Below are 25,100 nucleotides of genomic sequence, written 5' to 3' on the forward strand. Positions count from 1 at the left end.
CTATTAACAGACCCTTCTCATGGACTCCCAGCTGTCTTAGCCGCGACTGTTCCAGTGTTCCCGGGGAAACATTAATATCCTCTACTTTATATCTTAGCGGAGGATCTTGAATGTTTCCTGTGAAACCATTAATAGCCCCCATCTCCATATAATTATACGGTGATTAAATGGAATTCCAGCATGTTGATGGTGAAAGGAGGGCATCGGTAAAACTCTTTGCACTCAGCACATGTGGCTGGTGTAAAAAGACACGGAAGCTCCTCGAAGAACTTGGAATCGCATATGATTATATATACGTGGATCTCCTTGAGGGTGATGAAAGGACAGAGGCCCTTGATGAACTCAAAAGGTGGAACCCATCCCTTTCATTCCCCACACTTGTAATAGATGATAAGGATGTTGTGGTCGGCTTCGATTCCCTTTCAATAAAAACAGCCCTTAAATGAGGAAATACAATGAAAGAGGATATTGAAAGGCTATACAGGGAGATAAAAGAGTCCGCAGAAAAGTCGGGCTATAAGATCAATCCTGACAGGGAATTTGTTTTTGATCTCCTTGAGGGAATGCTTGTTAACCGTGAAAGATATGGATACGACTCCTGCCCCTGCAGGCTGGCATCAGGGGACCCTGAGGAGGACAGGGACATAGTGTGTCCATGCGATTATCGTGATGATGACATCAATGAACATGGAACATGCTACTGCGGACTCTACGTCAGGGATGAAAATGAAGAATTCCACCCCATCCCTGAGAGGAGAAAACCGGGAAGAAGGGGCAGAATAAGGAATGAGGGTCTGGGTCTGCCGGTTCTAAGGTGCAGGGTCTGCGGTTACCTGTGTGCAAGGGCCCTGCCACCTGAAGAGTGCCCCATCTGTGGTGTTGGAGGAAAATTTGAGGTTTTCATGAAATAGGTAGAGGGGTATCCGGTTGCTGGATGAGTACAATGAGTTCAGGACGTACATTAAGTTCCTCTTCGGCTCCGATGTAAGGCTTAAGGTGTTACTGGCCCTTATCAATGGACCGATGGAGTTATCAGAGCTCAGATCAATCATAAAGTCAAGTTCATCAACAATACTTCACGCCATATACCAGCTTGAGGAGAAAAACCTTGTATCAAGGATTAACAGGAGCTATGAGCTATCATCAACAGGAAGGATAGTTTCACTGAAGATACTCGGGGTTATAAGGACGTTATCTGTTATCAGCAGATTCTCCGAGTTCTTCCTTGATCATGACATCCACTCAATACCCGACTCCCTCCTGGGGAATATTGACTCCATCCACGGAGCTTCACTGCTTAAGGCAAGGCTTGAAGACCTCACAGCACCATATGACAGGATTAGGGAGAAGGTTCTGAATTCAGAAAGGGTATGGATACTCTCGGGTGTATGCTACCCCTTCTATGAGGACATCATAAAGATGGGAATACCGGCTGAAATAATACTATCAGAGGACATAGCTGACTCGGTGGAATCTGATGCGTCTGATTCGGTGAAAATCAGAGCCATCAGCAGGGACTTAAATTTCAGCCTCATAATAACGGATGATTCCATGGCCCTGGGCCTCTTCATGTCAGACGGCCTCTATGACCATGGAAGGTTCATCTTCTCAGAGGATGAGGATGCCATCGACTGGGCATGGAGGCTGTTCAAACACTTCACAGGAACAGGAGATGAATAAATGCTCTACATGGACCTTGCAAGGGTTTATAAAGCCCTGGAATCAACAACAAAGCGCCTTGAGAAGACAGAGATCCTCGCGGAACTCTTCAGGAGTGTTGAAGGAGAACTTTTACCTGCAGTAACCATCCTCATGCTGGGGAGGGTTTTCCCGACATGGAGCTCTGAAGAGCTCGGTGTAGGCATAAAGCTCCTCATGAAGGCAATCTCCACTGTTGTGGGTGTTTCAGTTGAGGAGATCGAGGATGAAATAAGGGAACAGGGAGACATAGGCCTTGCAAGTGAAAAACTCTTTTCAAGAAAGGCCCAGACAACATTTTTTTCAAAGCCACTAACGGTTGAACTGGTCTACAGTAAACTGAGGGCCCTCGCATCCATATCCGGTGAGAGGGCGCAGTCAAGGAAGATAGACATACTCCTTGAGATACTCTCACAGGCAAAGCCCCTTGAGGCAAAGTACATTACAAGGACTGTTCTTGAGGAACTGAGGGTTGGAGTTGCAGAGGGAATAATAAGGGATGCCATATCAGGGGCTTTCGGTGTTGACCCTGCCCTGGTGGAAAGGGCCCATATGCTCACCAATGACCTTGGAATGGTTGCCCTGGTTGCAAGGGATGAAGGAGAGGAGGGCCTTAAGAAACTTAACCTGGAGCCAGGGAGACCTGTTAAACCCATGCTTGCACAGCTTGCAGATAGCATTGAATCAGCGGTCCAGGAACTTGGAAGGGCCTTCTGTGAAACAAAATATGATGGTGTGAGGGTACAGATACACAGAAAATCAGGCGAAATACTTATATTCACAAGGAGACTTGAGAATATCACCCTGGCGGTCCCTGACATTGTTGAGATGGTTGAGGAGGCACTGCCAGACACTGATTACATCTTTGAGGGTGAGATAATAGTGAAAATTGACGGCAGACCTGCATCCTTCCAGTACATACTTCAGAGGGTCCGCCGTAAGTATGATATAGACAGGCTGAAGGTTGAGGTTCCACTCTCACTGTACGTATTTGACGTCCTATACCATGAAAGACCCCTCATCGATGAGCCCCTGATAAAGAGGAGGAGTATACTGGAGTCTGTTATCTCTGAAATCCCCGGAAAGGTTGAGGCAAGCCACATGGTTGATGTGGGGCCTGATAATGTTGAAGACGCGGTTAATCTCTTCAATGAGTCAATAAGGGAGGGCCATGAGGGTATAATGATAAAGGACGTTATGGCACCCTACATACCGGGTATACGCGGCAAAAAAATGCTGAAATTTAAGGCGGAACCCGAGACCCTGGACCTTGTTGTGGTTGGAGGCACCTATGGGCGCGGTAAAAGGGCTCACCTTGTGGGTTCGTATCTCCTGGCAGCAAGGGATGAGGATACCGGGGAGCTAATGACCGTGGCACATGTTGCAACCGGCCTTGATGATCAGACCCTTCAGGAGCTTTCAGACAGGATGGAGGAGCTGATAATTGAGAGGAAGGGCCGGAAGCTGTGGGTTAAACCGGAGATAGTACTGGAGGTTGCCTACAGTGAGATCGTAAAGAGCCCTGAATATGAGAGCGGATATTCACTGAGGTTCCCTGTAGTGAAGCGTATAAGGGATGATCTGAGCCCTGAGGACGTTGATACGGTCTCCCGTATCAGGTCAATTTTTGGGGAGTCTGAATGAGTATTTCATCTTCTATCTGCTGGAGGGGTAGTTATTTTTAGTGCCATCTCTGTCTGAATGAGTATTCCACCTTCTCGGAGGACAGGGAACCCACCATAACGTGGTAGTACTTTCAAACCAGATAGTAATATTTAAATGGTTTTGGTGATATAATTATCATGTGGTTTTAATGGATGACCGGAAGCTCATGATACTATCACTCATCATGGGACTTGCAGGTTTCACAGGGATGATAATCTCTGCAGGGACGGTGATGCCATCTAAGGTTAAGGTATCCATGATAGACCGTGGCATGATGGACAGGGAGGTTACTCTGGATGGGATTCTCCTTGAGGTCAGGAGATCAGAGAACTCGGAAACATTTTTTTTAAAGATAAGCGATGGAACCGGGACCATAAACGCGGTTATATTTGAGTCAGCAGCAAATGAGATCAGAAAAAATGGTCTGAACCTCTCCATACTTGTGGGAAACAGGGTGAGGATTACGGGTAGGGTGACATATTACCGGGGGGCTCCTGAAATAGTGATTGATGAACCTTCAGGGATAAAGGTTCTGCAGAATCCTGCATGAGAATAGCTGGTTTATAGTCCTTGACCATCCTTCAGGAATGTCCGCTGTCAGCAGAGCATAATTATCTCCTTCACGGAATCCTTCACTTTTCAGGGATTTGTATCAGCATCTGGAGGTGAAATGTTCTGGATTCTGGAAATTATCCATAAACCTCACCTGTATTATTCCTCAGGAAAGACCATCAGCTCATACAGGCAACTATCTGATAGCCTGGAATGGTTCTGAATCCATCTTACCTTTTTTAAGAATCCCTAACTTAACTTTGAAGGATATCCATTATTTCAGAAAACCATGCGGTGTAAATTTATACTGATAAAAAATAAAACTTAACTAACCTTTGCAATCTGTAAAAATATTATTGCTGCCCGAGGGAGTTAATCCTGACCAATTAGTGAAGGTGCTGAGTTCATGGACCTCTTGAAGATAAAAGGGATAGGATCCATCATGGAAAGGAATTATGAAAGGCTTTTAGTGGTTCTACCGGCGGTATTCGCATTTCTTTTTGCACTCGTACCCTCACTGAAATACAGTATCCCATTACCATGGGACATTTATTACCATATTCACAATGCAATGATTTACATGGACCATGGCACTGTATTCTGGGATCCAATTACCTGCGCCCCCCATGGAGGCCAATCTATTACCCTCCATTATTCCACATGCTGCTCCTCCTCATTGTTAAGATAACAGGGATCAGTTTATTTACAGTTTCAAGGTTCATACAGCCCGTGATGGCCTTCATGATAATACTATCCTTTTCATATGTCGCGGAAAGGCTTTATGGGGGCCTGACAGGATTCTTAACAGGAGTGTTTTCAATTTCAAGCCTCTTCTTTTTAAGGATGCTCTACCCCATTCCTGAATCACTTGCCGTTATAATCTTACCCCTCACAGTATACGGGTACTGTAGATCCATGGACCCTGATTCAGGCGCTTTCCCCATCATAACAGGATTTTTCCTCGGTCTTATGATGCTCACACATCCATTATCTGCAAGCATCACTCTTGCGGTTATTCTGATCTCAACAGGAGTGCTATGGGTTTCTGGGCGCGGAATAAATGGCAGAAACGTAATTATTATCATGGGAACCGGATTCCTTCTCTCTGCAGCATGGTATCTGCCCCTTATAATCAAATATGGATTTATATTCAGATCACCAGACTCAGTCCCCCTTAACCTTAAGGATTATCCAGCGTATTTCGGTTCACTGCTCACGGTCCTTGCGGCAACTGGATTTGCATTTGCCATTACAAGAAGGGATAAGAGGGATATCATAATGCTGGTATGGGCCCTATTTGTACTTCTTCTGAGCTTCGGATATCTGCTGGGTCTGAAGGTTCTTTCAAACAGGATACTGTACTTTGCACTGTTCCCTGTAGCCACCATGGCGGGTACAGTCTTCAATTCAATGAAAATAAGGAATAAGAGGTGGCTTGTTTATCTGATGGTCTTCCTACTCACATTTTTCTTTTTATCCGGCGGATATAAAGTCGCTGCTTCAGCAAAACCAATGGTTTCTGAAACTGAACTGGATGTTTCCAGATGGTTCAAATACAATGGGGATCATGTCACCGTCGTTGCCTCCGATTACCATATACAGCCGGCCATAGTTGCAGTTTCACGTCAACCAGTATCTGCAGGAGGATACGCCCCAGGATCGGGGAGAACTATAAATGTGAACAAGTACATCGGCACATTTAATTACACAGGGGAAGATATAAAGAGGGACAGGGTTGGATACATAATCCTTGCCCATGACACCCGAACGCCACCCTACTCACGGATGGTGTACAGGAACAGGGATTTTGTGGTTTACCGTGTATTGATCTCAGGTACATGATTCTCATTTAAATCCTAAAAAGGTCAGGATTACGCAGATGAGGTTGATAAAGATGAAGAGACTCTTCGGCACATTTGGAGTTAGAAGACTTGCAAATGAGGTTCTCACACCGGAATTTGCATCAAAACTTGCAGCTGCCTATGGTTCACTTGTCGATGGACAGATTGCTGTTGGGGGGGATACAAGGACATCCACGGTTATGATAAAAAACGCGGTTATCTCAGGACTTCTGTCCACTGGCTGTGACGTGGTGGACCTTGGAATACTCCCGACACCGGCAGTCCAGTATGCGGTCAGGAATTACTATGACGGCGGAGTTATTGTAACAGCATCCCACAATCCACCTGAATACAACGGGATAAAATTTGTTGACGCCGATGGCATAGGAATCCCTGAAAACATGGAGGAGAAGATAGAGGACATCTTCTTCACTGAAGGCTTCAAGAGGGTTGCATGGAACAGGATTGGTGAAGTCACCTCAAATCAGGGTGTAGTGGATGAATACCAGGAGGAGGTCATAAAAAGGGTTGATGCAGAGGCAATAAGGAAAAGAAAATTCAGGGTGGTTGTTGACTGCGGATGCGGGGCCGCGTCATACACCATGCCATACATCCTCAGAAAACTTGGCTGCAGTATCATAACCCTTAACTCCCAGCCTGACGGGTTCTTCCCAGGTCGTGACCCTGAACCGGTCCCTGAGAACCTCTCTGAGCTCATGGAGACTGTTAAATCCACAGGGGCAGATCTTGGAATCGCCCATGACGGCGACGCTGACAGGACAATCTGCATAGATGAAAATGGAGACTTCGTTCTTGGAGATAAAACCTTCGCCCTCGTTGAGAAGAGGATGCTTCAGGAGAAGGGTGGAGGAATAATCGTCACAACAGTCGCAACATCATCTGCAATATACGACGTGGCCTCCCTGAACAATGGTGAGGTCATCACCACGGCCGTAGGGGACCTTCTGGTGGCAAGGAAACTAAGGGAAACAGGCGGCCTCTTTGGAGGCGAGGAGAACGGCGGCCTCATATTCCCCGACTTTGTATATGGAAGGGACGCTGCCCTGACAGCTGCAAAGATACTTGAAATCATGGCACACGAAGGCAGGCCACTCTCTGAACTTGTATCAGAACTGCCAAGGTACTACTCTGAAAAGAAGAAGATAAGATGTCCCGATGAGATCAAAGAGGATGTGATGAACCTCATTAAGGATATGGTGTCCCAGGAATCAGGCGTTAAGGGTATGGACACAACGGATGGTGTTAAAATATTCCGGGACGATGGATGGGTTATAATAAGGCCATCAGGCACCGAACCCATATTCAGATGCTTTGCTGAATCAGATACCCAGGAGAGGGCATCTGAAATGGCAGAATGGGGCATATCCCTTGTGGAGGAGGCTATTAAAAGACTTGAGTGATCAGAAAATTTATTTATTTTTTCAGAGGTTTTCCAGGCATTCCTCCCTCAGTATCTCGGCATCCTCATTTTCAGGGTTTAACTGGAGGGCCCTGTTAAATGCCTCAAGGGCATCCTCAAAGCGTTCAAGTTCCAGGAGGGCGACACCGAGGTTGGTCCAGTAGACGTCACTGGATGGTTCCATCTCAACGGCCTTCTCATAGCATTCAAGGGCCTCATCAAATCTCCCAAGTTCCAGGAAGGCGTTACCCTTACGGTTCCATACATGGGCTCCCCTTTCGTCTTCAAGTGCAAATTCAAGGGCCCTGTTGTAGGATTCAATGGCATCATCCATCCTTCCAAGTTCAGAGAGAAGATTCCCGCGGGCATTCCACAGCTCAGGATTCCTCGGATCCACCTCAAGGGCCTTCTCATAGCATTCAAGGGCCTTAAGTGGCATCTCAGCAACCTCGAGGATCACCCCCCTCCAGTAAAGCAGTACGGGATCCTCGGGGTTTATCTTAACAGTCCTCTCACTTGCTTCAAGGGCCTCTTCGGTTCTCTCTGCATTGAGGAGTGTTATCGCCATGTTGTTCCATATGTATGGATTCTCTGGTTCGATCATGAGGGCCTTCCTGTAGTGTTCGAGGGCTTCATCGAAACGTCCAAGTCTTGTGAGGTTGTCTCCCAGGCGGTTAAGGATGTAAACGTCCTCGGGGTCAATTTTAAGGGCTGCGGTGTAGCAGAGTTCTGATTTATTGAACTTTCCGGACTCAAAGAGTATATCCGCCCTCTGGGTTATCATCCTCTTCTCATCGATTTTTTTACCCTCCCATTCTTCCACAGGGAGCTTCCTGAACCTTATAATCTGGAATTCCGTGTCATCCTCAAGCTGACCAGGGTACATCTTCCTGAACTCTTCCTCCAGTTCCCTGGCATCCCTGAAACCATCCTCCCGCGCCAGTTCATTGTTTTCCCTGAGCTGGCCGAACTTAACGGTTTCAACCTCGGTAACAACAGCTTCGAATATCTTCTCCTTATCCTTTGAGACAGGGTTCCAGTAACAGTGAAGACGATCCCCCACCTTAAGGGGCCTCTTCCAGCGCTTCCTTATGGTCATGGTACGTTTTCCGGTTATAAGATCGATGTCTCTGCTGCTGAATGAGAGTATGGGCAATTCCTACATACCTCCTGGTTTATCATCAGGATATCAGATTTCTTCATCCCCAAATTCCCTGGTGCGTATCATGACCTTCCTGAAGTACTCCCTGACCTTCAGTGCGATTTCCCTGAGCTCACCAGGGGATGGGGGGTCGACCTCCCTGAGTCTTTCATCCAGAACGGTCCTGTTACTGAACTGCTGCAGGACGTACACGTCACATTCTATGGACCTTGCAATATCAAGGATGTCATCCGGTTCAAGGAGCCCCGGTACGAAGGTCGTCCTGCATTCAACCATGACACCCGAGTCCCTCAGGATCCTGAGGCTCTCCATGACACCATCAGGGCCTGCACCGGCAAGTCTCCTGTAGATACCGGGGGGAGCCTTGACATCAACCGCAACATAGTCAAGGAGGGGTATCAGTCTCATGAGCTTTCCGGGATAGGAACCATTTGTATCAAGCTTTGTTTTAAGTCCAAGACCCCTTGCATGTCCAAGCACAGCTTCAACTTCATCGGCCTGGAGCAGTGGCTCCCCACCGCTTATTACAAGGGCATCAACAAATTCAGAGTACTCGCTGATCTTTGAGATGACCTCATCAACATCCACGTCCTCACCGCCATCAATGAGTTCAGGGTTGTGGCAGTAGGGGCACCTGAAATTGCAGCCCCCCGTGAATATAACAAGGGAAACCCTTCCAGGGTAATCAAGGGTTGAAACGGTCATGGACCCTATTTTCATGGGGTTCACCCTACAATCTCAGCGAGGACCTCCAGGAATTTACGGTCCTCTCTGAGGGTCCCCACACTTACACGTATCCAGTATTCATCCAGGCCCTTAAAGGATGTGCAGTCCCTTACAATAACACCCCTTTTAAGGAGTTCCTCTGCAAGCTCAGAGGCCCTCTTACCAGTATCCCGTATGTCAAGGAGGAGGTAGTTTGCATATGACCTGAAGACCCTTATATTATCAAATTTCTTCAGTTCCCTGTAGAGGAACTCCCTGCTCTTTATGGAGTACTCGGCCGATCTCCGGATGTATTCCCTGTCATTGAGGGTTGCAAGGGCGGCTGCATGGGATAGCCTTGTCAGGCTGAAGACGGGTTTCACCCGGTGCATGTACTCTATAAGCGCAGGGGATCCAAGACCGTAACCTATCCTCATACCTGCAAGTCCCATGACCTTTGAGAAGGTCCTCATTATAAACAGGTTTTCGTATTCAGGTAGGAGGTCCACATTGTTCACACCTGCGAATTCGAAGTAGGCTTCATCAACAACCACAAGGGCATCTGTGGATTCAAGAACAGCTCTTATATCCTCCTTATCTATCAGTCCACCGGTGGGGTTGTTGGGGGTGCACAGGAATACAAGGCGGGTGGAGTCACTGAGGGATTCAAGTACAGAATCAAGTTCCAGCCGGTTTTCCTCAACGTTCCAGACGGCATAGGCGGGCCTTGCATCATGGCTCTGGAGGGTGTACTCATAGTACATGTAGGATGGCATGGGAACCACGAATTCACATCCAGGGTCCATGAAGGTCTTCCCCAGGACCTCTATGATCTCATCGGCTCCATCACCACCTATTATCACCTGCTCGGCATCAACACCGGAGTAGTCTGCCACGGTTTCCCTGAGGTCCTGGAGTCCTGATTCAGGGTACCTGTTCACGGACTCCAGCTCCTCCTCCATGGCCCTTACAGCGGCGGGGGACGGTCCCAGGGGGTTTTCGTTTGACCCGAGCTTAACTATGTCTTCTTCTCTGAGCCCGTACTTCTCTGCTATTTCCTTTATTGATTTCCCGGGAACGTAGGGCTCCATTTCATTAACCTTTTTTCTGACCTTAACCATGAAAACCACTCTTTAATCATGTTTCATTAATGATAGGTTATCCCTGACGGCTCAGGGCACAGGTCCAGTAATTCTATGGGTGAACTATATCCGTGCCAGCCTGGAGTATCTTATGGCATTTTCCCTTATTGATCCTATTTCATCCTCATCCAGCGTCCTGACAGCCCTTGCAGGTACCCCAAGGATAAGGCTGCCCCCGGGGAATTCCTTTCCCTCAGTTACAACGGCACCGGCCCCAACAATTGAATTTTCACCTATAACCGCACCGTTGAGGACGGTTGAATTCATCCCTATGAGGACGTTATCCATCACCCTGCAGCCGTGGAGCACTGCGGCATGCCCAACAGAGACCAGGTCCCCTATTTCAACAGGGAACCCCCTGGTTGAGTGCACCACGCAGTTGTCCTGGATATTTGAGCATTTCCCAACGGTTATGGGTTCAATATCCCCCCTCAGAACAGCATTGTACCATACAGAGGATCCCTCCCCGATCCTTACATCACCCACTATTCTTGCACCATCAAACACCCTGTATGACATTGAAACCAGCCCCCATTCATTCTCTGCTTATGTACTCCTGTTTCAGGATCAGGAGTTTATCAGAGGGCACGTCCTCGTATATGACGCAGCCCGGACCTATGCATGAGTTCTTCCCGATCTTAACGCCGGGGTTGAAACTTGAATTAACCCCTGTTTTAACCCCGTCCCCGAATACAGCACCCAGCTTCCTTCGACCGGTATTCACAGATTCCTCCTTGACCTTCATCTTCACGGGTCCATCATTAAACTGGAGGTTGGCTATGTTTGTCCCGGCACCGATATTACAGTTCATGCCTATAACAGAGTCACCGACATAGCTGAGGTGGTTCACGTTGGTGCCGTCCATTATGATTGAATTCTTTATTTCAACGGCGTTCCCCACACTCACCCCGTTACCTATACATGTGTAGGCCCTCAGGTAACTGTTCGGACCGATATCGCAGTCCCTGCCAATGTATACAGGCCCCTGGATGTAGGTGCCTGACCTTATTATGGTTCCTGGACCAATAACCACGGGGCCATGGATGGTCACACCATCCTCCACTTCCCCTTCAAATGAACTTTCAAGGTCCTTCATGAGTTTTTCACCGGCATCAAGGAGCTCCCAGGGCCTTCCAACGTCTATCCAGTCCCTTCCCGATACGAGTCCGGTCACCGGAAGATCATCACTTACCTGCATCATTATGGAATCGGTTATCTCATATTCACCCCTCCCTGAGAGGGGTGTCCTCTCTATGTAGTCGAAGATGGCCGGGCTGAAGACATAGATGCCTGTGTTTATAAGGTTTCCTGCGTCCGTTCCCGGCCCTGGTTTTTCAATGATCTCGGTGACACGGTCGCCGTCAAGTTTAACGGCACCGAAGGGTCCGGGGTTATCGACCTCCCTGAGGACCATGAGTGTCTCGGGGCTTCTCTTCAGGTACTCTGAGATCAGGTCGTCTATGAGAAGGGGGTCTATGATTATGTCGCCGTTAAGGGCTATGAAGTCATCCTCTATAACTTCGGATGCATGGCCTATGGCATGGGCTGTTCCAAGGCGTTCCTCCTGCCTTATATAACTGATTTCAGCACCGAAGTCTGAGCCATCCCCGAAGTGGTCCCTGACTGCCTCCTCATGGTAGCCGGTGATCATGACGATTTCACAGACACCGTTATCAGTCAGGGCCTCGAGGGTGTGCTGCAGTATGGGTTTACCTGCAACAGGCAGCATGGTCTTGGGCCTTGTCAGTGTAAGCGGACGCATCCTTGTACCTTCACCTGCAGTCAGAATAACAGCCTGCATTCAATCACCCTATAATCTTTTCAAGGTATGAAAGCGTTATTTCATGTATTTCCCTTGCCTCTTCATCTGTTTTACCCTCAAGGGTAACCCGGATGTATGGTTCAGTGCCTGATGGTCTTACAAGGACCCAGCTACCGTCCCTCATGGATATACGGACCCCGTCTATGCTCTCAACACCTGCAGGGTCCCTGAATTGCCCTGCAAGTTCTGAGGCAACCCTCTCCATGACATCCTTCTTCCTTTCATCAGGGCAGGGGATCTTATCCCTTATGTTTGGGTATGAGGGCACCTCATCAAGTAGACTGGAAAGGGATCCCTTCTTTGATACAAGTTCGGCAACACGGAGGGCTGATAGTATGCCGTCAGGGCACATGCAGAAGTCAGGGTGGAGCCAGGTACCTGAGGGTTCACCGCCGAAGTCTGCATTCTCCTCTGCAATGGAATTTGCAACATGGACATCACCCACACGGGTCCTTATGACCTCTCCACAGTCACCGAGACATTCATCCACACAGAGGGACGCGTCGACTGTGGTGATTATCTTTCCACCAATCTCACGGGCCATGAGGGCCAGAAGCTTATCGAAACTTGCAAACCTTCCTTTATCATCAATTGCAACCATCCGATCAGCGTCACCATCATGGGCGATTCCAAGATCTGCCCCTGTGGATTTAACAGTCTCCATGAGCTCAGAGAGGTTCTCAGGGACCGGTTCAGGGTCACGACCTGGGAAGAACCCGTCAGGGTGGGAGTTAAGGGTTATAACACTGCAGCCTGACCTCCTGAAAATCAGGGGTGATATGTGTGAGGCGGCTCCGCACCCGCAGTCAATAACCACCTTCAGTTCCCTCTCCATTTTCACCATGGAGAGAACCTCATCCATGTATCTGGATGTTATGTCCATCTCCCTTATTGACCCGAGACCGTCCCATTCCCTTATCAGGAAACTTCCCTCATGGATCACTGATTCTATTTCACGTTCCTGTGATGGCCTGTAGGCCATTCCGTCCGGATTCCAGAGTTTAATACCATTGTAGGGTGCGGGATTGTGGGATGCCGTTATCATGACACCGGCATCGGCACCGAGCCTTGAGGTGGCGTATCCAACGAGGGGTGTGGGAACCATGCCCAGCCTTATAACATCGCAGCCGCATTCAAGCAAACCCGCGATTAGGGCGTTTTCAAGTAACTGGCTGGATGTCCTTGTATCGTAACCCACAGCCACCCTTCCCCTTCCTCCAAGTACCGTTGCAAGGGCCCTTCCGGTATCCGCTGCAAGTTCCAGGGTCACCACTTCACCGAAGCGGCCCCTTATGCCTGAAGTCCCGAATAATCTTGGTGGATTTTCCTTCATATCATGCCCCGAATTTGTCTTTTTTGTTCATAAGGTCAAGGAGGATGTCCATGATATCGGATCCCCTTATACGGCAGAGGCCACCTGCAGCAGCAGCCCTCTCACCGAAGCTTTTAACCCCGTCAACCCTGACCCCAGGACCTGTGATTACGATTGGCACGGGGTCCCCTGTGTGGTCCATGACCGATACGGGTGTTGAATGGTCCGCTGTTAATATGAAGCACACATCATCCATTTCAGGCATATCACCCAGCATGGCATCCACCTTCTCTATGAATTCCAGTTTCCCCTCAAGGTCCCCATCGTGTCCTGCTTCATCGGCGCCGTCTATGTTGATGAGGAGGAAGTCATAATCATCATTCAGTGTGCTGATTATGGCCTCCCTGATACCGTCAAGGTCCGTGTCGATGCCCCCTGTGGCCCCCTCAACATCTATTACATCCATACCTGTAAGGTTCCCTATGCCCTTTATAAGGCCTGTCTCTGCAATGCAGGCGGCCCTGATACCGTAGCGTGTCTGGAATTTTTCAACGTCAGGCACCGCACCGGCACCCCTGGGGAGTATTATGTTTGCAGGGGCCTCACCTTCACTGATTCTCTTGAGGTTCACGGGGTGATCCTTAAGGACTTCATAGGACCTTTCAACAATCATGTTAAGTATTTCAGCAGTCCTCATGGATTCAGGTGAACCATCAGTTGATTTAACCTTCTTCGGTGGTTTCCCTTCACTCTTGGGGTCAGCGTCCGAAACGCTGTCTGCAAGGTCAGGACCCCTGAGGACCAGGACGGCTCTGTGACCCGTTGATTCCCTGAAGATTATTTCAACATCCTCAAATCCTTCGATTTCCATCGAATTAATGGTTCTGGCTATTTCTGAGGTCCCTGATCTTATACGGCCCGCCCTTCTATCGGTTATAACAAGGTTCTCATCTGCTGTTGCAAAGTTGCACCTGAATGCTATGTCTCCTGGTTTCACATCAACTCCAACACCTGCAGCCTCAAAGGGACCCCTCCCAGTGTAAACGCTGTATGGATCATAGCCGAGGATTGATAGGTGTGATGTGTCACTACCAGCCCTTACACCTGGCTTTATAGGGTCCATTATTCCATTAACACCTGATTCAGCTATTCTGTCCATGTTAGGAGTTTCAGCGGCCTCCAGAGGTGTTTTTCCTGAGAGTTTTTCATGGGGGCGGTCAGCCATCCCATCTATTATCATTATTACCCCTTTCATGATTCCACCTGTTAGATTATTGGATCAATCAGACTAAAATAATTCCTATAACTGCCCCTGTAACCGTTGCAAGGAGGTTGACATGTTCATTGGTGAGATACTTCCTCCTCTCAAGGACGGCTCCAAGGAAACTATCCATGAAACACCCAACAGTACCCGCTATTATGGCTATCTTCATGGATTTAAGGGGATCAGGGCACACTCCAAGCAGGAAGGCTGAAAAACCAATTATTCCTGCACCGGCTATTCCCGCGGCTGTCCCTATAAGTGAAACCCCACCATCGGTACCGGGCTCCACCTTTCTGAGTGTTGTTATGAGTCTTGGAGTCTGCACCACTCCGATTTCACTGGCCATGGTATCTGCTGTTGCCGTTGCAACCGAACCTATGAATCCTCCAAGGAAACCATCATAGTATCCGAAGGCAGCCATTATGAAGGGGACTATCCCGTTGGATATGACGTTCTTCGCGGTCCTTGTCCCCTCAAAGACGCCAATTGACTTCTTATATTCATGCCTGTACTTTGTTGATACGAGGCCAAGGATCAGAAAAATAAATATGAGTATCAGCCAGTTGAAGCCGGCTGATAGTATTATGAGGAGGCCCATAAGGACCATGAAGAGGGAACCCCAGACATCAAGCGCGCCTCTCTGGTAGGTTAAAAATCCGATGAATACGCACAGAAGCACGTATCCAATGTTGAGGTCTGTCATGGGGAGTCCCGTCTAGGTTTTCAGGCTGGTTCCTCAAGAACCTTTGTCTTTATTATCTCAACCCTCTTAAGGGGGTATATCTTCTTTGCCTGGTGGTAAATCTCGGATGCAATCTTTCCTGTGACTATACCCTCAACCAGTTCCTCGAAGGTCTTTTCAGAGGCGATTTCCTTCACATGCTCCTCTATGCTCTGGCGCATGTATTTCTGCTGTGAGGACTTCGCCTTCCTTATTGTTATTGCAAGGGGATGGATTTTCATCCTGTAACCATCCTTTGTTTCAACAATTACAGGGGCGTCGATTCTGCTTGTACCCCTCCTTATCATGCTCCTGACGTAGTCGGTTGTCACCTGGTGACCTATGAATTTGGTTGTGGCTTCACTGCCAGCAACGTTGTCTATCTGGAATTTGAGTTTCACGTACTGTTTTGAGAAGTCACCTGTAAGTTCCCTCATGGTGGCTTCAACCCTCCTCTTGAGGAGGAAATCAGGATCCCTTGATGGGGTTGTTCCTATCTCGTTTTCTCCGAACATTTTAGGACTTTTTATGACGTACCATTTCTTTTCCTTCCAGGTATCACGTACTCTCCTTCTTCGCGCTTTTGCCATTATATCACCTTAAATTTAATACACCCTAAAAACAGATGGATTTAATATAAATTCAGAAAATTCATATTAACTGGTTAACCATTGATCTGCAGTTATCTACACCGCCGGTTATGAATACTCTATAATTATGCTGATGGAGTATTTAAACCTTGACTTCTGATAGTTCTGGACCCTTAAGTGGCCATGCTAATGGTGACCACAACACACATAAAGGCTTTGGCCGAGAGCTTTGAACCGGGAGGCATGTATTCAGGCCCCTGATAGGGTTGATCCGGTTTAAAGGGATCAGAGGGAACCCATGAATTCAAGGTGCCTGATGTATCCCCCAATCACCTCTTCAACGGGTCCCTCACCGGCAACAAATTTTAAACCAGCCTCTTCAATCCCCACACGGGCCTTTAATCCTGCCTGAACTGCTATTACTGTATCACAGTCCTTTAAAGCATCAAGGACCTTTCTCCACTGGTGCCTCTTATCCTCATCTATGTCAATGGTTCTCTCCTCAAGGAGTGTCAGTTCACCACCCCTGTACTCATATATGAGGAACCTTGATGCCATGCCAAAGTGCAGGTCAACCTCCCTGCCGTTGGAGGATGCCACAGCGATTCTCATGGGGTACACTCTAATCATGTATCCTCTTTATGAGTTCGGCAACGTTTTCACCGAAGCGTTCAACGGTTTCCATACCCTCGGTGTCATCCTCAACTTCACCCGGGGCCCAGCCAAACACCATGTTCCAGTAGGTTGAACCTGGAACTATCATGTCATTTATAAAGTAGAACATTAGCATCTCCTGTATTGTGGCTGTATGCCCACCCCTCCTTGCAACGGCGATGGGGCCGCCGACCTTCCAGCTGAGGAAGTTATCCGAGACCCTTGAAACCATTCCGATCCTCTGGAGGGCTGACATGATATCTCCCCTGGCCGTGCCGAAATAGACAGGGCTTGCAACTATGAAACCCTCTGATTCCTTTATCTTCTCGATTATTTCATTGAGACCGTCATCTATCTTGCACCTGTGTTCTTTTGCACAGCTCAGACATGCCCTGCAGGATTCTATATTCATCTTCCGCAGGGATACCATCTCTGTTTCAACACCCCTCTCCTCTATTGCCCGAGCACACCTTTCAAGGACCATCATGGTGTTGCTCTTCTTCCTGGGACTTGCACATATCATTAAAACCTTCATCTAAACTCCTCCTCACACTTCATCGACATCAGCACCCTCCAGGGCGTTCTGGCAGGGACATGAGGGGTCATGGTCCAGTCGCTTAACAGCATCCTCAATGACCCCCACAAGGTCCTCCTTCCTTTTCTCCATCACCTCAAAGACCTCCTTGATGGTTAGCCTAGTGGGTGATATTGAAGCGGCATAGTTTGATACAAGGCATATGCTTGCATAGCACATCTCAAGCTCCCTTGCAAGCACGGCCTCCGGGATACCCGTCATGCCGACGAGGGTGCCTCCAAGGACCTGGAACATCTTTATCTCTGCCGGGGTTTCAAACCTCGGCCCCTCTGTACATACATACACTCCACCATCAATGGCGGCTGATGAAGCGGTCAGTGCGGATCGGATGTCGCTGCAGTAGGGTTCCGTCATATCCACGTGCACGGTCCGTTCATCATAGAATGTTGATGGACGGGAATATGTGAAGTCGATGAAGTCATGGGGGACGACCAGGTCCCCGGGTTTTATGTTTCTGTCCAGTGAGCCGACGGCGTTGGTTGCTATTATCTGCCTGACACCCAGTTCTTTAAGGGCCCAGATGTTTGCGCGGTAGTTGACCATGTGCGGTGGGCTGTCATGTCCCGGGGAGTGCCTCGGTATGAAGGCGACCTCCCTGTCGTGGAGCCTGAAGAGTGATATTTCAGGGCTTTCACCGTAGGGTGTCCTGATGGTCTTCCGGCTCTTTATCCTGCCGTGGTGTACTATCTCGTATACCCCTGTACCTCCGATGATTCCTATCATCCATTCACCGCCATGAAGGGATTTTATCCCTTTGCAACACCAAGCGGGACCATCCTGGCCACCATACGGGATATTCCTGTCTCATGAGCTGTTTTAACCACAATATCAACGTCCTTGTATGCTCCAGGGGCTTCCTCTGCCACCACGGGCATGGATGTGGCCTTCACATATATCCCCTGACTTTCAAGGTTCTTCTGGACGGCCTCTCCACGGTAGGTCTTTTTTGCACCGGCACGGCTCATCTTCCTTCCGGCCCCGTGGGCTGTTGAACCGAAGGTTTCCTCCATGGCAACCTCTGTACCGTGAAGGAGATAGGATGATGTGCCCATGGTGCCGGGGATTATCACGGGCTGACCCGTGCTCCTGTACTCTGATGGCAGCTCCTTCCTTCCGGGTCCGAAGGCCCTTGTAGCGCCCTTCCGGTGGACGAAGACCTCTGTTTCACGCCCTTTTATTGTGTGAACCTCCTTTTTGGCTATGTTATGGGCGACGTCATAGACTATCTCCATCTCCATGTCCTCTGCACTCATACCGAAGATGCTTTCAAAGGACTCCCTGACCCAGTGGACTATCATCTGACGGTTCGCCCATGCATAGTTTGCTGCAGCGGCCATTGCCTGGAAGTAGTCCCTGGCCTCATCTGAATCCACAGGGGCGCATGCAAGCTGCCTGTCGGGAAGGTTTATCTTGTACCGCCTGTAGGCCTTGTCCATTACCCTGAGGTAATCTGAACACACCTGATGGCCGCATCCACGGGAACCTGAATGTATCATCACGGCTACCTTTCCGGGGGTTATGCCGAAGGCCTCTGCAACCCCCTCATCATATATTTCATCCACCATCTGGACCTCAAGGAAGTGGTTCCCTGACCCGAGGGATCCGAGCTGGGGTATCCCCCTCTTCTTTGCCTTATCACTGACCTTATCAGGGTCTGCCTCATCCATTTTACCGTTTTCTTCAAGGAATTTAAGGTCCTGTTCCCAGCCATATCCGTTTTCAACAGCCCATTCAGCACCATTTTCAAGGACCTCGTCGATTTCACCGGGCCTTAATCTTATCTTGCCCTTGCTGCCAACCCCTGAGGGAACGTTCCTGAAGAGTGTGTTTACAAGCTCCTTTATCTTTGCACGGACCTCAGAATGGTCAAGGTTTGTCCTGACCATCCTGACACCACAGTTTATGTCAAAACCCACTCCCCCGGGACTTATAACTCCTGTACGGCTGCTGAAGGCTGCCACGCCCCCGATGCTGAATCCGTATCCGAAGTGTATATCCGGCAGTCCTATCGAGAATTTCTGGATGCTGGGGAGGCAGGCCACGTTGGCAACCTGGTCAACAGCACCCCTTTCAAGGTCCTTCAGGGCCTCTTCCTTCAGGAAAATCCTTCCAGGAACCCTCATTCCCTTCTTGTATGATGTTGGAACTTCCCATACAGAATCTCTAACCTTAACAAGTTCTTCCCTTACTTCCATGATAAACCGCTCCTTATGGTTTTATAATTTATTTAAAGGTCAAGAATCACCCTTGCCTTCATAAGACCGTCTTCAGATGTTATTTCCATGAGGTGGAATGTGACGGCCTTGACCTCATCTCTTTTTTCATGTTTTTCCTTTATCCTCTCGCCGGCTGCGGTTCCCCGCAGTTTAAAACCATCAGCTGTTTCATCTATTTTAACATTGAACTTACTGAATAAAATAAATTCAGTGTCATGGAGGAAGAGCAGTTCATCGAGCCAGTCATAGAGCAGTGAGACTTCATCCTCAGACCGGACTTCAATTTTCCTTATCTCCTCCCTGGCCACAAGTGAGGTGTCCGTCATTATTTCGAACATTGCAAGGGCAGCGTTTTCGAATACCTCTTCAAGGGTATGTCCGTATGCCCAGTAACCGGCATCCGCGGTGACTTCAAAGAATTCAAACCTCTTCATCCTTTAATCCCTCAGTTTAACCTTTCCTTTATTACTTTTCAGATGCTCTCTATCTCTTTTTTTAAATAGATTTATGATGAAGCATGTTATGGAGATGATGATATGTACAGTCTGAAGAAATCACACAGCATGAGGAGGCGTTTCCTGGAGCTCTTAATGTACGTTGACCTCAAGTCATGCGTCCTGATCTTCCTGGTAATGCTTCTTCTCCTATGGGGGATTTTAACTGTTGCTGCGGGGCCTAACTCAAATTATCCTGCAGGGCTATGAGTTAAGGCACCTTTCAAGTTCATGGAGACTGAAACGGAGGATCACGATTCTTGATTTACCACGGACACCCTTACCGGTTAACCTTGTGTCTATTAGCCTCAGGAATTCCAGTTTCTCCATGGTCCTGTTGAAGGAGGAATAGCTTGCCCCTGTCCTCCCCTGGAAGATCTTATAAAGCGCCCCTGCAGTTATATCACCGTCACCAGCGTCCATGACACTCCTTAGGAACTCCTTCTCCTGTTCATTGAGGGTTTTAACTGTATGCATTAGGGTCACTGGCCCTGTTTTTTTAACGGCCATTTCAAGGTGCCTCCTGGTTATCTCAGGCGAGGCATCGGCTTCAGCCAGGTTGCCGCAGACCCTCAGGAGGTCTATACCATATCGAAGGTCGCCGGTGTTAACTGTATGGTCAGTTATCCTCTCAATGAGTTCATCCGGTATAACCCCTGGATAGAACCCGACCCTCACCCTGTCCCTGAGGATGTTGAATATCTCTTCACGTGTATATGGGGGGAACACTATCTCCTGGGGTATGAATACCGAGTTGACGTTCTTATCAAGGACATACCTGAATTCAATATCGGATAGTATGGCAAAAACTCCTGTCCTGACACCATCAAAAACTTCATGGGCCCTGAGTATATCATAAAGGACCTTGTTGGCGTTTTTACTGTAGAAGAGGTAGTTAACATCATCCAGTGCAACAACAAGGGCCTTATTCTCCTTCGCAAGGTACTGCATTATACTCTGGTATATCCTTGAGAAGGGGACGCCTGTTTCGGGGGGCTGATGTCCGAATATCCTGCTGTATATCTGTGAAAAGATCCCGAACCGTGTCGTGTGTAACTGGCAGTTTATATAGCAGCATATGACATTTTCAGAAGTTGATTCAACCATCTCGAAGATCTTCTTTATGGCGGTTGTTTTCCCGGTTGCACAGGAACCCAGTACAACGGCGTTAACAGGCCTGCCATTTCTGAGGGCGGGCCTTATGCACACTGCCAGGGCCTCCATCTGTGATTCACGGTACCTGTAATTCTCAGGGACATAGTCAGGGTCAAAGACATTTATGTCCCTGAATACTGTTTCATCATGAAGCAGAATGTCCCTTACACTCCTTTTTTCCGCGCCACGATCCTTCATACTGATCAGCTGTTCGGTATATTGATTAACCTTCACCAGGTTTCTATCTCAACATCCCGGTTTGTCCTTATCCATTCTATCAATTTGCGTGCATATTCAAGTTTAAGTTTCTTGACAGGGTCGGCCCTTGCGGTTTCCCCCTTTATCCCTGGCCTGGAATACCTTGTAACTGTATCGCCGAAATCCATGCCTGCAAGTATTATTCTCTCAGCACCCAGGGCCACTGCAAGGAAGACAGCCCTGTCACCATCTGTGAAACCCCCAAAGTTGTACAGGGGCCTGGAGGGGATGCTCTGGGTTGTCCCTGCCAGGTTCTTTAGAAGGGGCAGGTACCTTCTGAGTTTCTCAAGGTTGTTTCCATGGGCATGAACCACAATCGTCGACCCGAGTCTGCTGGCCTCAAGTATATCCTCCACCCTGCCATCAAGGTCCGTTACAATTATATGGGGCACTATCCCCTCCTCAAGGAGCGCTGTTGTGGCTCCATCTGCAGATACCACGGTAAGGTTCTCATCCAGTCCCCTGAACCTCTCAGCATGCTCCTTCAGGGATGGTCCTGCTCCGAAGACTATGAAGTTCCTTGAGGGGAGTTCCAGTCCATGGAGGTCGATGCTCCCGTGTTCTTCAAGGAACCCTCTCAGGTACTCTGCAGCCTCCTCATCGGCGGCCCTGTCAAATCCAAAGTCTTCAAGTATCCCTGCATACCACCTTAACCACACTTCAAGTTCCATGTGATAAATTTGTAGGCCCTTAATATATCATGCTTTTGTTCCAGAGGGACGCCCTTCTGGTGGGTGTAAATATTTTTAAAGGTACAGATTAAATAATAGTAACAGCTCTAAAACGCACTTTAATCTGGAGGTTTTTTGGAATGGATGAAACACTGCTCATGATACCTGGCCCTACAAGGGTGGCCCAGAGAGTCCTTAAGGCAATGTCAGAGAACATTGTTAACCACAGGAGCGCATTATTTGGTAAGATCCTCTCTGAAACCAGTGAGATGATGTCCGATGTCTTCAGGACAAACAATAAGTCTTACCTTTTAACAGGCTCGGGGACAGCCGCAATGGAAGCTGCAATCGCAAATATAATTGAACCGGGTGATAAGGTCCTCAATGTAGTTGGGGGCAAGTTCGGTCAGAGGTTCAGCCAGATCGTTGAGGCCTTCGGCGGCGAGTCCATAAGGATCGATGTTGAATGGGGTAAAGCCGTTAACCCGGATGAAATCGGCTACGCACTCGAAGAGAACGATGATATAAAGGCAGTTACAGTCGTCCACAATGAAACATCCACCGGTGTTGCAAACCCTATAAAGGAGATAGGGAAGATAATGTCAGATTATGACGCCCTCTACGTTGTTGATACTGTTTCATCCCTGGGCGGGGATGAGGTTGACGTTGATGGTTATGGTATAGACATATGTGTAACCGGCTCCCAGAAGTGCCTTGCAGCACCACCGGGTATGGCGGCCATAACCCTGAGTGACGATGCATGGAGCGCCGTTGAAGGAGTCAGCAACCCGAGGACATATTACCTGAACCTTAAAAAGTACAGGAAGAGCGGCGACGCTGAACCCCCTGAAACACCATACACCCCTGCGGTTTCACTCATCTACGCAATGCACGAGGCCCTTAAGGTTATAATGGAGGAGGGCCTTAACAACAGGATAAAGAGGCATAAACTTGCTGCAGAGGCAACAAGGAATGCTATAAAGGCACTTGGCCTTGAACTCTTCCCTGATGAGTCTGTTTCATCAACCACGGTGACCGCGGTAAGACTCCCTGAAGGGGTTACGGACGGGGAGCTCAGGGGTACAATGAGGAACAAGTACCATGTTGAGCTTGCAGGTGGACAGGACCATCTGAAGGGCAAGATCTTCAGGATAGGGCATATGGGTAACATAACCCACAGGGAACTGATAACCACCATTTCAGGTCTGGAGATGACCCTGAGGGAACTTGGATTCGAGGTTGAGATGGGTGAGGCCGTGGCTGCAGTTGCAGACACCTACCTTCCTGAGAATCTCTGAACCACACCCCCATTTACTTTTTATATTGCAGTAATCTAACTGGAGGTATTATTTTAGTTCCGTCAGCAGCGGGATTTTTCCTGATACTTTTTCTCAGGTGTATTTTTAGTTCCATGTCAGTAGAATTCCCTGATAACCCTTTTTCTCAATAAAAGCGGCTTTATAAATCCTTGGAGCAGAGGCTTATATCCCTGTATCTTCATGGAGTCCGGGGGTGGGGTAGGGGTATATCCTCTTCAACAACCTTGATATCCAGAAGGAATGGTTCTCTGGATGCAAGGGCCATTTCCAGGGAATCTGAGAGGTCATCATAGCTTTCAACACCCACGGCACCTATACCATAGGCTCCTGCAAGTTTCACGAAGTCAGGGTTCTTCAGTTCAACACCGTAACTTTCACCGTACTTCATCTCCTGCCACTGCCTTATGACATCCAGCCGGCTGTTGTTCAGGATGCACATTGTAACAGAAAGTCCAAGTTCAGCCACGGTACCGAGTTCCTGCATGGTCATCTGGAACCCGCCATCACCTGCTATGAGGACCACATCCTCATGGGGCTCGGCAAGGCTCGCCCCCACTGCAGCAGGAAGACCATAACCCATGGGTCCGAATCCACCTGAGAATATAAGTGAGCGCTCCCTGAGGACCTTCCTGTAGAGGGTCACCCAGGTTGTGTGGCTGCCAGCATCATTAACTATTATGGCATCGGGGGCTGCTTCAAGGATTCCCCTTACAGCAAGGGAGGTCCTGAATTCCCCTTCTACCATGAATTCCTCCTCGTATGGGGCCGGCCGGGCATTCCTGCAGGCTTCAAGCTCCCTCAGCCACTCCACTGGAGGGGTCCGCCGGATGTCCTGTTTCAGGAAATCCCTGACATCCATCTCCAGCATGACATCACCCCTCAGGACGTCCCTGTCCAGGTTAACATGGATTATCCTGGGGTTTCCAATGGCTGCAAGGGTTCTGTCAGATAGCCTCGCACCGAGCACAAGGAGAACATCACATTTTCCCGCAGCATAGTTACCTGCCGGCGTCCCCCTTGTCCCCGCCATCCCGAGGCAGAGCGGATGGTCCTCAGGGATGACACCCCGTGCACTGTAGGTGGTTACAACGGGGATTCCGAGTTTCCCTGCAAAGGCCCTGAGTTCCTCTGATGCCCCGGCCCAGACAACCCCTCCCCCCGCGAGGATGAGGGGCCTCTCTGCAGATTTAAGAAGCCTCAGGGCAGCCTTGAGGTCAGGGAACCCGCGGGATTTAATGGGCTGCCTCCTGACCCTCCCTGCATCTGATTCAAGGACATCCCTTGGAATGTTGATGTGGATCACACCACCACGACCTTTGAGGGTTTCAATGGCATCCATTACAGCTGATAGTGCTTCATCCCCCCCTGATAGCGTGGTCGTCTTCATGGTAACCGGCCCGAAGACACCAGAGGTATCCACCTCCTGAAACCTTCCATGGTCTGATCCTGATTCAGGGAGGTCTCCTGTTATCATCAGGAGCGGGACCGAGTCGATGTTTGCAGCCGCAGCACCCATTACAAGGTTGAGGGCTCCCGGACCACCCGTGGCCACACAGAGTCCCGGTCCTCCGGATGCCCTGGCATAGCCATCAGCTGCATGAACCGCACCCTGCTCATGCCTCATCAGAACGTGCTGGATGTCTGATTTCCTGAGAGCATCATAAATGGGCAGTATCTGTTCACCCGGGTGTCCGAAAACATGTCTGAAACCGGCCTCTTCAAGGATCCTAACAATCTTCTCTGCACAGCTTTTCATACGATCATCTGCGGGACCTTTCAATAATGATAGTTCTACTCCCACCTATTTAAATCATGAAATATAAATATTAAAACAGAGCGGGGGT

26 protein-coding genes are annotated in these 25,100 nt (G+C 48.8%); 9 read left to right on the forward strand and 17 right to left on the reverse strand.

Going from position 1 to position 25,100, the window contains the following annotated elements:
• The first annotated feature begins 167 nt into the window (after positions 1 to 167).
• From N5910_RS00690 to glmM (N5910_RS00720), 7 genes are all read left to right on the forward strand, one after another.
• Complete coding sequence (locus N5910_RS00690; RefSeq protein WP_074358297.1) at positions 168 to 446, forward strand: glutaredoxin family protein; 279 nt, start codon at positions 168 to 170, stop codon at positions 444 to 446.
• Between the two features lie 9 nt (positions 447 to 455).
• Complete coding sequence (locus N5910_RS00695) at positions 456 to 911, forward strand: ferredoxin-thioredoxin reductase catalytic domain-containing protein (protein ID WP_074358298.1); 456 nt, start codon at positions 456 to 458, stop codon at positions 909 to 911.
• Between the two features lie 16 nt (positions 912 to 927).
• On the forward strand, positions 928 to 1,680 hold the full coding sequence (locus tag N5910_RS00700) for a helix-turn-helix transcriptional regulator (protein WP_074358299.1): 753 nt from the start codon (positions 928 to 930) through the stop codon (positions 1,678 to 1,680).
• A complete protein-coding gene (locus N5910_RS00705; protein ID WP_074358300.1) occupies positions 1,681 to 3,342 on the forward strand; it encodes an ATP-dependent DNA ligase in 1,662 nt (553 codons plus the stop codon).
• Between the two features lie 169 nt (positions 3,343 to 3,511).
• Positions 3,512 to 3,913: an exodeoxyribonuclease VII large subunit gene (locus tag N5910_RS00710; RefSeq protein WP_074358301.1), complete on the forward strand. Its 402-nt coding sequence runs from the start codon at positions 3,512 to 3,514 to the stop codon at positions 3,911 to 3,913.
• A gap of 662 nt (positions 3,914 to 4,575) precedes the next feature.
• Positions 4,576 to 5,757 carry a glycosyltransferase family protein gene (locus tag N5910_RS00715; RefSeq protein WP_261599652.1) on the forward strand — a complete coding sequence of 394 codons (1,182 nt, stop codon included), beginning with the start codon at positions 4,576 to 4,578 and terminating at the stop codon, positions 5,755 to 5,757.
• A 28-nt stretch (positions 5,758 to 5,785) separates the two neighbouring features.
• Positions 5,786 to 7,177, forward strand: a complete 1,392-nt coding sequence (gene glmM, locus N5910_RS00720; RefSeq protein ID WP_370518352.1) for a phosphoglucosamine mutase — start codon at positions 5,786 to 5,788, stop codon at positions 7,175 to 7,177.
• A gap of 21 nt (positions 7,178 to 7,198) precedes the next feature.
• On the opposite strand, the gene N5910_RS00725 is transcribed toward glmM (N5910_RS00720), so the two are convergent.
• The 14 genes from N5910_RS00725 to N5910_RS00790 form a co-directional block, all read right to left on the reverse strand.
• Positions 7,199 to 8,332 carry a tetratricopeptide repeat protein gene (locus tag N5910_RS00725; RefSeq protein WP_261599653.1) on the reverse strand — a complete coding sequence of 378 codons (1,134 nt, stop codon included), beginning with the start codon at positions 8,330 to 8,332 and terminating at the stop codon, positions 7,199 to 7,201.
• A 33-nt stretch (positions 8,333 to 8,365) separates the two neighbouring features.
• Complete coding sequence (locus tag N5910_RS00730; RefSeq protein WP_074358302.1) at positions 8,366 to 9,058, reverse strand: anaerobic ribonucleoside-triphosphate reductase activating protein; 693 nt, start codon at positions 9,056 to 9,058, stop codon at positions 8,366 to 8,368.
• Between the two features lie 5 nt (positions 9,059 to 9,063).
• Entirely contained in the window at positions 9,064 to 10,164 is a 1,101-nt protein-coding gene (gene hisC / locus N5910_RS00735) for a histidinol-phosphate transaminase (protein ID WP_074358303.1), read from the reverse strand.
• A gap of 84 nt (positions 10,165 to 10,248) precedes the next feature.
• Positions 10,249 to 10,704 carry a gamma carbonic anhydrase family protein gene (locus tag N5910_RS00740; RefSeq protein WP_074358304.1) on the reverse strand — a complete coding sequence of 152 codons (456 nt, stop codon included), beginning with the start codon at positions 10,702 to 10,704 and terminating at the stop codon, positions 10,249 to 10,251.
• Positions 10,705 to 10,720: 16 nt separating this feature from the next.
• Positions 10,721 to 11,986 (reverse strand): bifunctional sugar-1-phosphate nucleotidylyltransferase/acetyltransferase, encoded by a 1,266-nt coding sequence (glmU, locus tag N5910_RS00745; RefSeq protein ID WP_074358305.1) that lies wholly within the window; start codon positions 11,984 to 11,986, stop codon positions 10,721 to 10,723.
• Positions 11,987 to 11,990: 4 nt separating this feature from the next.
• On the reverse strand, positions 11,991 to 13,340 hold the full coding sequence (gene glmM, locus N5910_RS00750; protein ID WP_261599654.1) for a phosphoglucosamine mutase: 1,350 nt from the start codon (positions 13,338 to 13,340) through the stop codon (positions 11,991 to 11,993).
• Position 13,341: 1 nt separating this feature from the next.
• Positions 13,342 to 14,574 carry a 2,3-bisphosphoglycerate-independent phosphoglycerate mutase gene (locus N5910_RS00755; protein WP_074358307.1) on the reverse strand — a complete coding sequence of 411 codons (1,233 nt, stop codon included), beginning with the start codon at positions 14,572 to 14,574 and terminating at the stop codon, positions 13,342 to 13,344.
• Between the two features lie 28 nt (positions 14,575 to 14,602).
• On the reverse strand, positions 14,603 to 15,286 hold the full coding sequence (locus N5910_RS00760) for a TIGR00297 family protein (protein ID WP_074358308.1): 684 nt from the start codon (positions 15,284 to 15,286) through the stop codon (positions 14,603 to 14,605).
• Between the two features lie 20 nt (positions 15,287 to 15,306).
• A complete protein-coding gene (locus N5910_RS00765) occupies positions 15,307 to 15,894 on the reverse strand; it encodes a 30S ribosomal protein S3ae (protein WP_074358309.1) in 588 nt (195 codons plus the stop codon).
• A gap of 285 nt (positions 15,895 to 16,179) precedes the next feature.
• Positions 16,180 to 16,506 carry a NifB/NifX family molybdenum-iron cluster-binding protein gene (locus N5910_RS00770; protein ID WP_191216319.1) on the reverse strand — a complete coding sequence of 109 codons (327 nt, stop codon included), beginning with the start codon at positions 16,504 to 16,506 and terminating at the stop codon, positions 16,180 to 16,182.
• Between the two features lie 10 nt (positions 16,507 to 16,516).
• Positions 16,517 to 17,083 (reverse strand): flavodoxin family protein, encoded by a 567-nt coding sequence (locus N5910_RS00775; RefSeq protein WP_074358310.1) that lies wholly within the window; start codon positions 17,081 to 17,083, stop codon positions 16,517 to 16,519.
• Positions 17,084 to 17,095: 12 nt separating this feature from the next.
• Positions 17,096 to 17,866, reverse strand: a complete 771-nt coding sequence (gene mtnP / locus N5910_RS00780) for an S-methyl-5'-thioadenosine phosphorylase (RefSeq protein ID WP_074358311.1) — start codon at positions 17,864 to 17,866, stop codon at positions 17,096 to 17,098.
• A 23-nt stretch (positions 17,867 to 17,889) separates the two neighbouring features.
• Complete coding sequence (locus tag N5910_RS00785; protein ID WP_074358312.1) at positions 17,890 to 19,338, reverse strand: RtcB family protein; 1,449 nt, start codon at positions 19,336 to 19,338, stop codon at positions 17,890 to 17,892.
• A gap of 32 nt (positions 19,339 to 19,370) precedes the next feature.
• Positions 19,371 to 19,793 carry an archease gene (locus N5910_RS00790; protein ID WP_074358313.1) on the reverse strand — a complete coding sequence of 141 codons (423 nt, stop codon included), beginning with the start codon at positions 19,791 to 19,793 and terminating at the stop codon, positions 19,371 to 19,373.
• Positions 19,794 to 19,895: 102 nt separating this feature from the next.
• On the opposite strand from N5910_RS00790, the gene N5910_RS00795 reads away from it, so the two are divergent.
• Complete coding sequence (locus N5910_RS00795; RefSeq protein WP_191216320.1) at positions 19,896 to 20,063, forward strand: hypothetical protein; 168 nt, start codon at positions 19,896 to 19,898, stop codon at positions 20,061 to 20,063.
• On the opposite strand, the gene N5910_RS00800 is transcribed toward N5910_RS00795, so the two are convergent.
• Both N5910_RS00800 and N5910_RS00805 read right to left on the reverse strand, forming a co-directional pair.
• A complete protein-coding gene (locus tag N5910_RS00800) occupies positions 20,058 to 21,206 on the reverse strand; it encodes an ORC1-type DNA replication protein (protein ID WP_074358314.1) in 1,149 nt (382 codons plus the stop codon). The genes N5910_RS00795 and N5910_RS00800 overlap by 6 nt on opposite strands.
• Positions 21,207 to 21,238: 32 nt before the next feature.
• Positions 21,239 to 21,937, reverse strand: coding sequence for a 6-hydroxymethylpterin diphosphokinase MptE-like protein (locus tag N5910_RS00805; protein ID WP_074358315.1), 699 nt, complete (start codon positions 21,935 to 21,937; stop codon positions 21,239 to 21,241).
• A 140-nt stretch (positions 21,938 to 22,077) separates the two neighbouring features.
• Here N5910_RS00805 and N5910_RS00810 point away from each other — a divergent pair, with 140 nt between their 5' ends.
• Entirely contained in the window at positions 22,078 to 23,235 is a 1,158-nt protein-coding gene (locus N5910_RS00810; protein ID WP_074358316.1) for a pyridoxal-phosphate-dependent aminotransferase family protein, read from the forward strand.
• Between the two features lie 199 nt (positions 23,236 to 23,434).
• Here N5910_RS00810 and N5910_RS00815 read toward each other — a convergent pair whose 3' ends face one another.
• Positions 23,435 to 25,012, reverse strand: coding sequence for a thiamine pyrophosphate-binding protein (locus N5910_RS00815; protein WP_074358317.1), 1,578 nt, complete (start codon positions 25,010 to 25,012; stop codon positions 23,435 to 23,437).
• Between the last annotated feature and the right edge of the window lie 88 nt (positions 25,013 to 25,100).

Source organism: Methanothermobacter wolfeii (assembly GCF_025397995.1).
Taxonomy (GTDB): Archaea; Methanobacteriota; Methanobacteria; order Methanobacteriales; family Methanothermobacteraceae; genus Methanothermobacter; species Methanothermobacter wolfei.

Coding starts and splice junctions, on each gene's coding strand:
- N5910_RS00690 (WP_074358297.1), top strand. CDS start 168: ATGGAATTCCAGCATGTTGATGGTGAAAGGAGGGCATCGGTAAAACTC.
- N5910_RS00695 (WP_074358298.1), top strand. CDS start 456: ATGAAAGAGGATATTGAAAGGCTATACAGGGAGATAAAAGAGTCCGCA.
- N5910_RS00705 (WP_074358300.1), top strand. CDS start 1,681: ATGCTCTACATGGACCTTGCAAGGGTTTATAAAGCCCTGGAATCAACA.
- N5910_RS00710 (WP_074358301.1), top strand. CDS start 3,512: ATGGATGACCGGAAGCTCATGATACTATCACTCATCATGGGACTTGCA.
- N5910_RS00715 (WP_261599652.1), top strand. CDS start 4,576: ATGCTGCTCCTCCTCATTGTTAAGATAACAGGGATCAGTTTATTTACA.
- N5910_RS00730 (WP_074358302.1), bottom strand. CDS start 9,058: ATGAAAATAGGGTCCATGACCGTTTCAACCCTTGATTACCCTGGAAGG.
- hisC (WP_074358303.1), bottom strand. CDS start 10,164: ATGGTTAAGGTCAGAAAAAAGGTTAATGAAATGGAGCCCTACGTTCCC.
- N5910_RS00740 (WP_074358304.1), bottom strand. CDS start 10,704: ATGTCATACAGGGTGTTTGATGGTGCAAGAATAGTGGGTGATGTAAGG.
- glmU (WP_074358305.1), bottom strand. CDS start 11,986: ATGCAGGCTGTTATTCTGACTGCAGGTGAAGGTACAAGGATGCGTCCG.
- glmM (WP_261599654.1), bottom strand. CDS start 13,340: ATGAAGGAAAATCCACCAAGATTATTCGGGACTTCAGGCATAAGGGGC.
- N5910_RS00755 (WP_074358307.1), bottom strand. CDS start 14,574: ATGAAAGGGGTAATAATGATAATAGATGGGATGGCTGACCGCCCCCAT.
- N5910_RS00760 (WP_074358308.1), bottom strand. CDS start 15,286: ATGACAGACCTCAACATTGGATACGTGCTTCTGTGCGTATTCATCGGA.
- N5910_RS00765 (WP_074358309.1), bottom strand. CDS start 15,894: ATGGCAAAAGCGCGAAGAAGGAGAGTACGTGATACCTGGAAGGAAAAG.
- N5910_RS00770 (WP_191216319.1), bottom strand. CDS start 16,506: ATGAGAATCGCTGTGGCATCCTCCAACGGCAGGGAGGTTGACCTGCAC.
- N5910_RS00775 (WP_074358310.1), bottom strand. CDS start 17,083: ATGAAGGTTTTAATGATATGTGCAAGTCCCAGGAAGAAGAGCAACACC.
- mtnP (WP_074358311.1), bottom strand. CDS start 17,866: ATGATAGGAATCATCGGAGGTACAGGGGTATACGAGATAGTACACCAC.
- N5910_RS00785 (WP_074358312.1), bottom strand. CDS start 19,338: ATGGAAGTAAGGGAAGAACTTGTTAAGGTTAGAGATTCTGTATGGGAA.
- N5910_RS00790 (WP_074358313.1), bottom strand. CDS start 19,793: ATGAAGAGGTTTGAATTCTTTGAAGTCACCGCGGATGCCGGTTACTGG.
- N5910_RS00795 (WP_191216320.1), top strand. CDS start 19,896: ATGTACAGTCTGAAGAAATCACACAGCATGAGGAGGCGTTTCCTGGAG.
- N5910_RS00800 (WP_074358314.1), bottom strand. CDS start 21,206: ATGAAGGATCGTGGCGCGGAAAAAAGGAGTGTAAGGGACATTCTGCTT.
- N5910_RS00805 (WP_074358315.1), bottom strand. CDS start 21,937: ATGGAACTTGAAGTGTGGTTAAGGTGGTATGCAGGGATACTTGAAGAC.
- N5910_RS00810 (WP_074358316.1), top strand. CDS start 22,078: ATGGATGAAACACTGCTCATGATACCTGGCCCTACAAGGGTGGCCCAG.
- N5910_RS00815 (WP_074358317.1), bottom strand. CDS start 25,012: ATGAAAAGCTGTGCAGAGAAGATTGTTAGGATCCTTGAAGAGGCCGGT.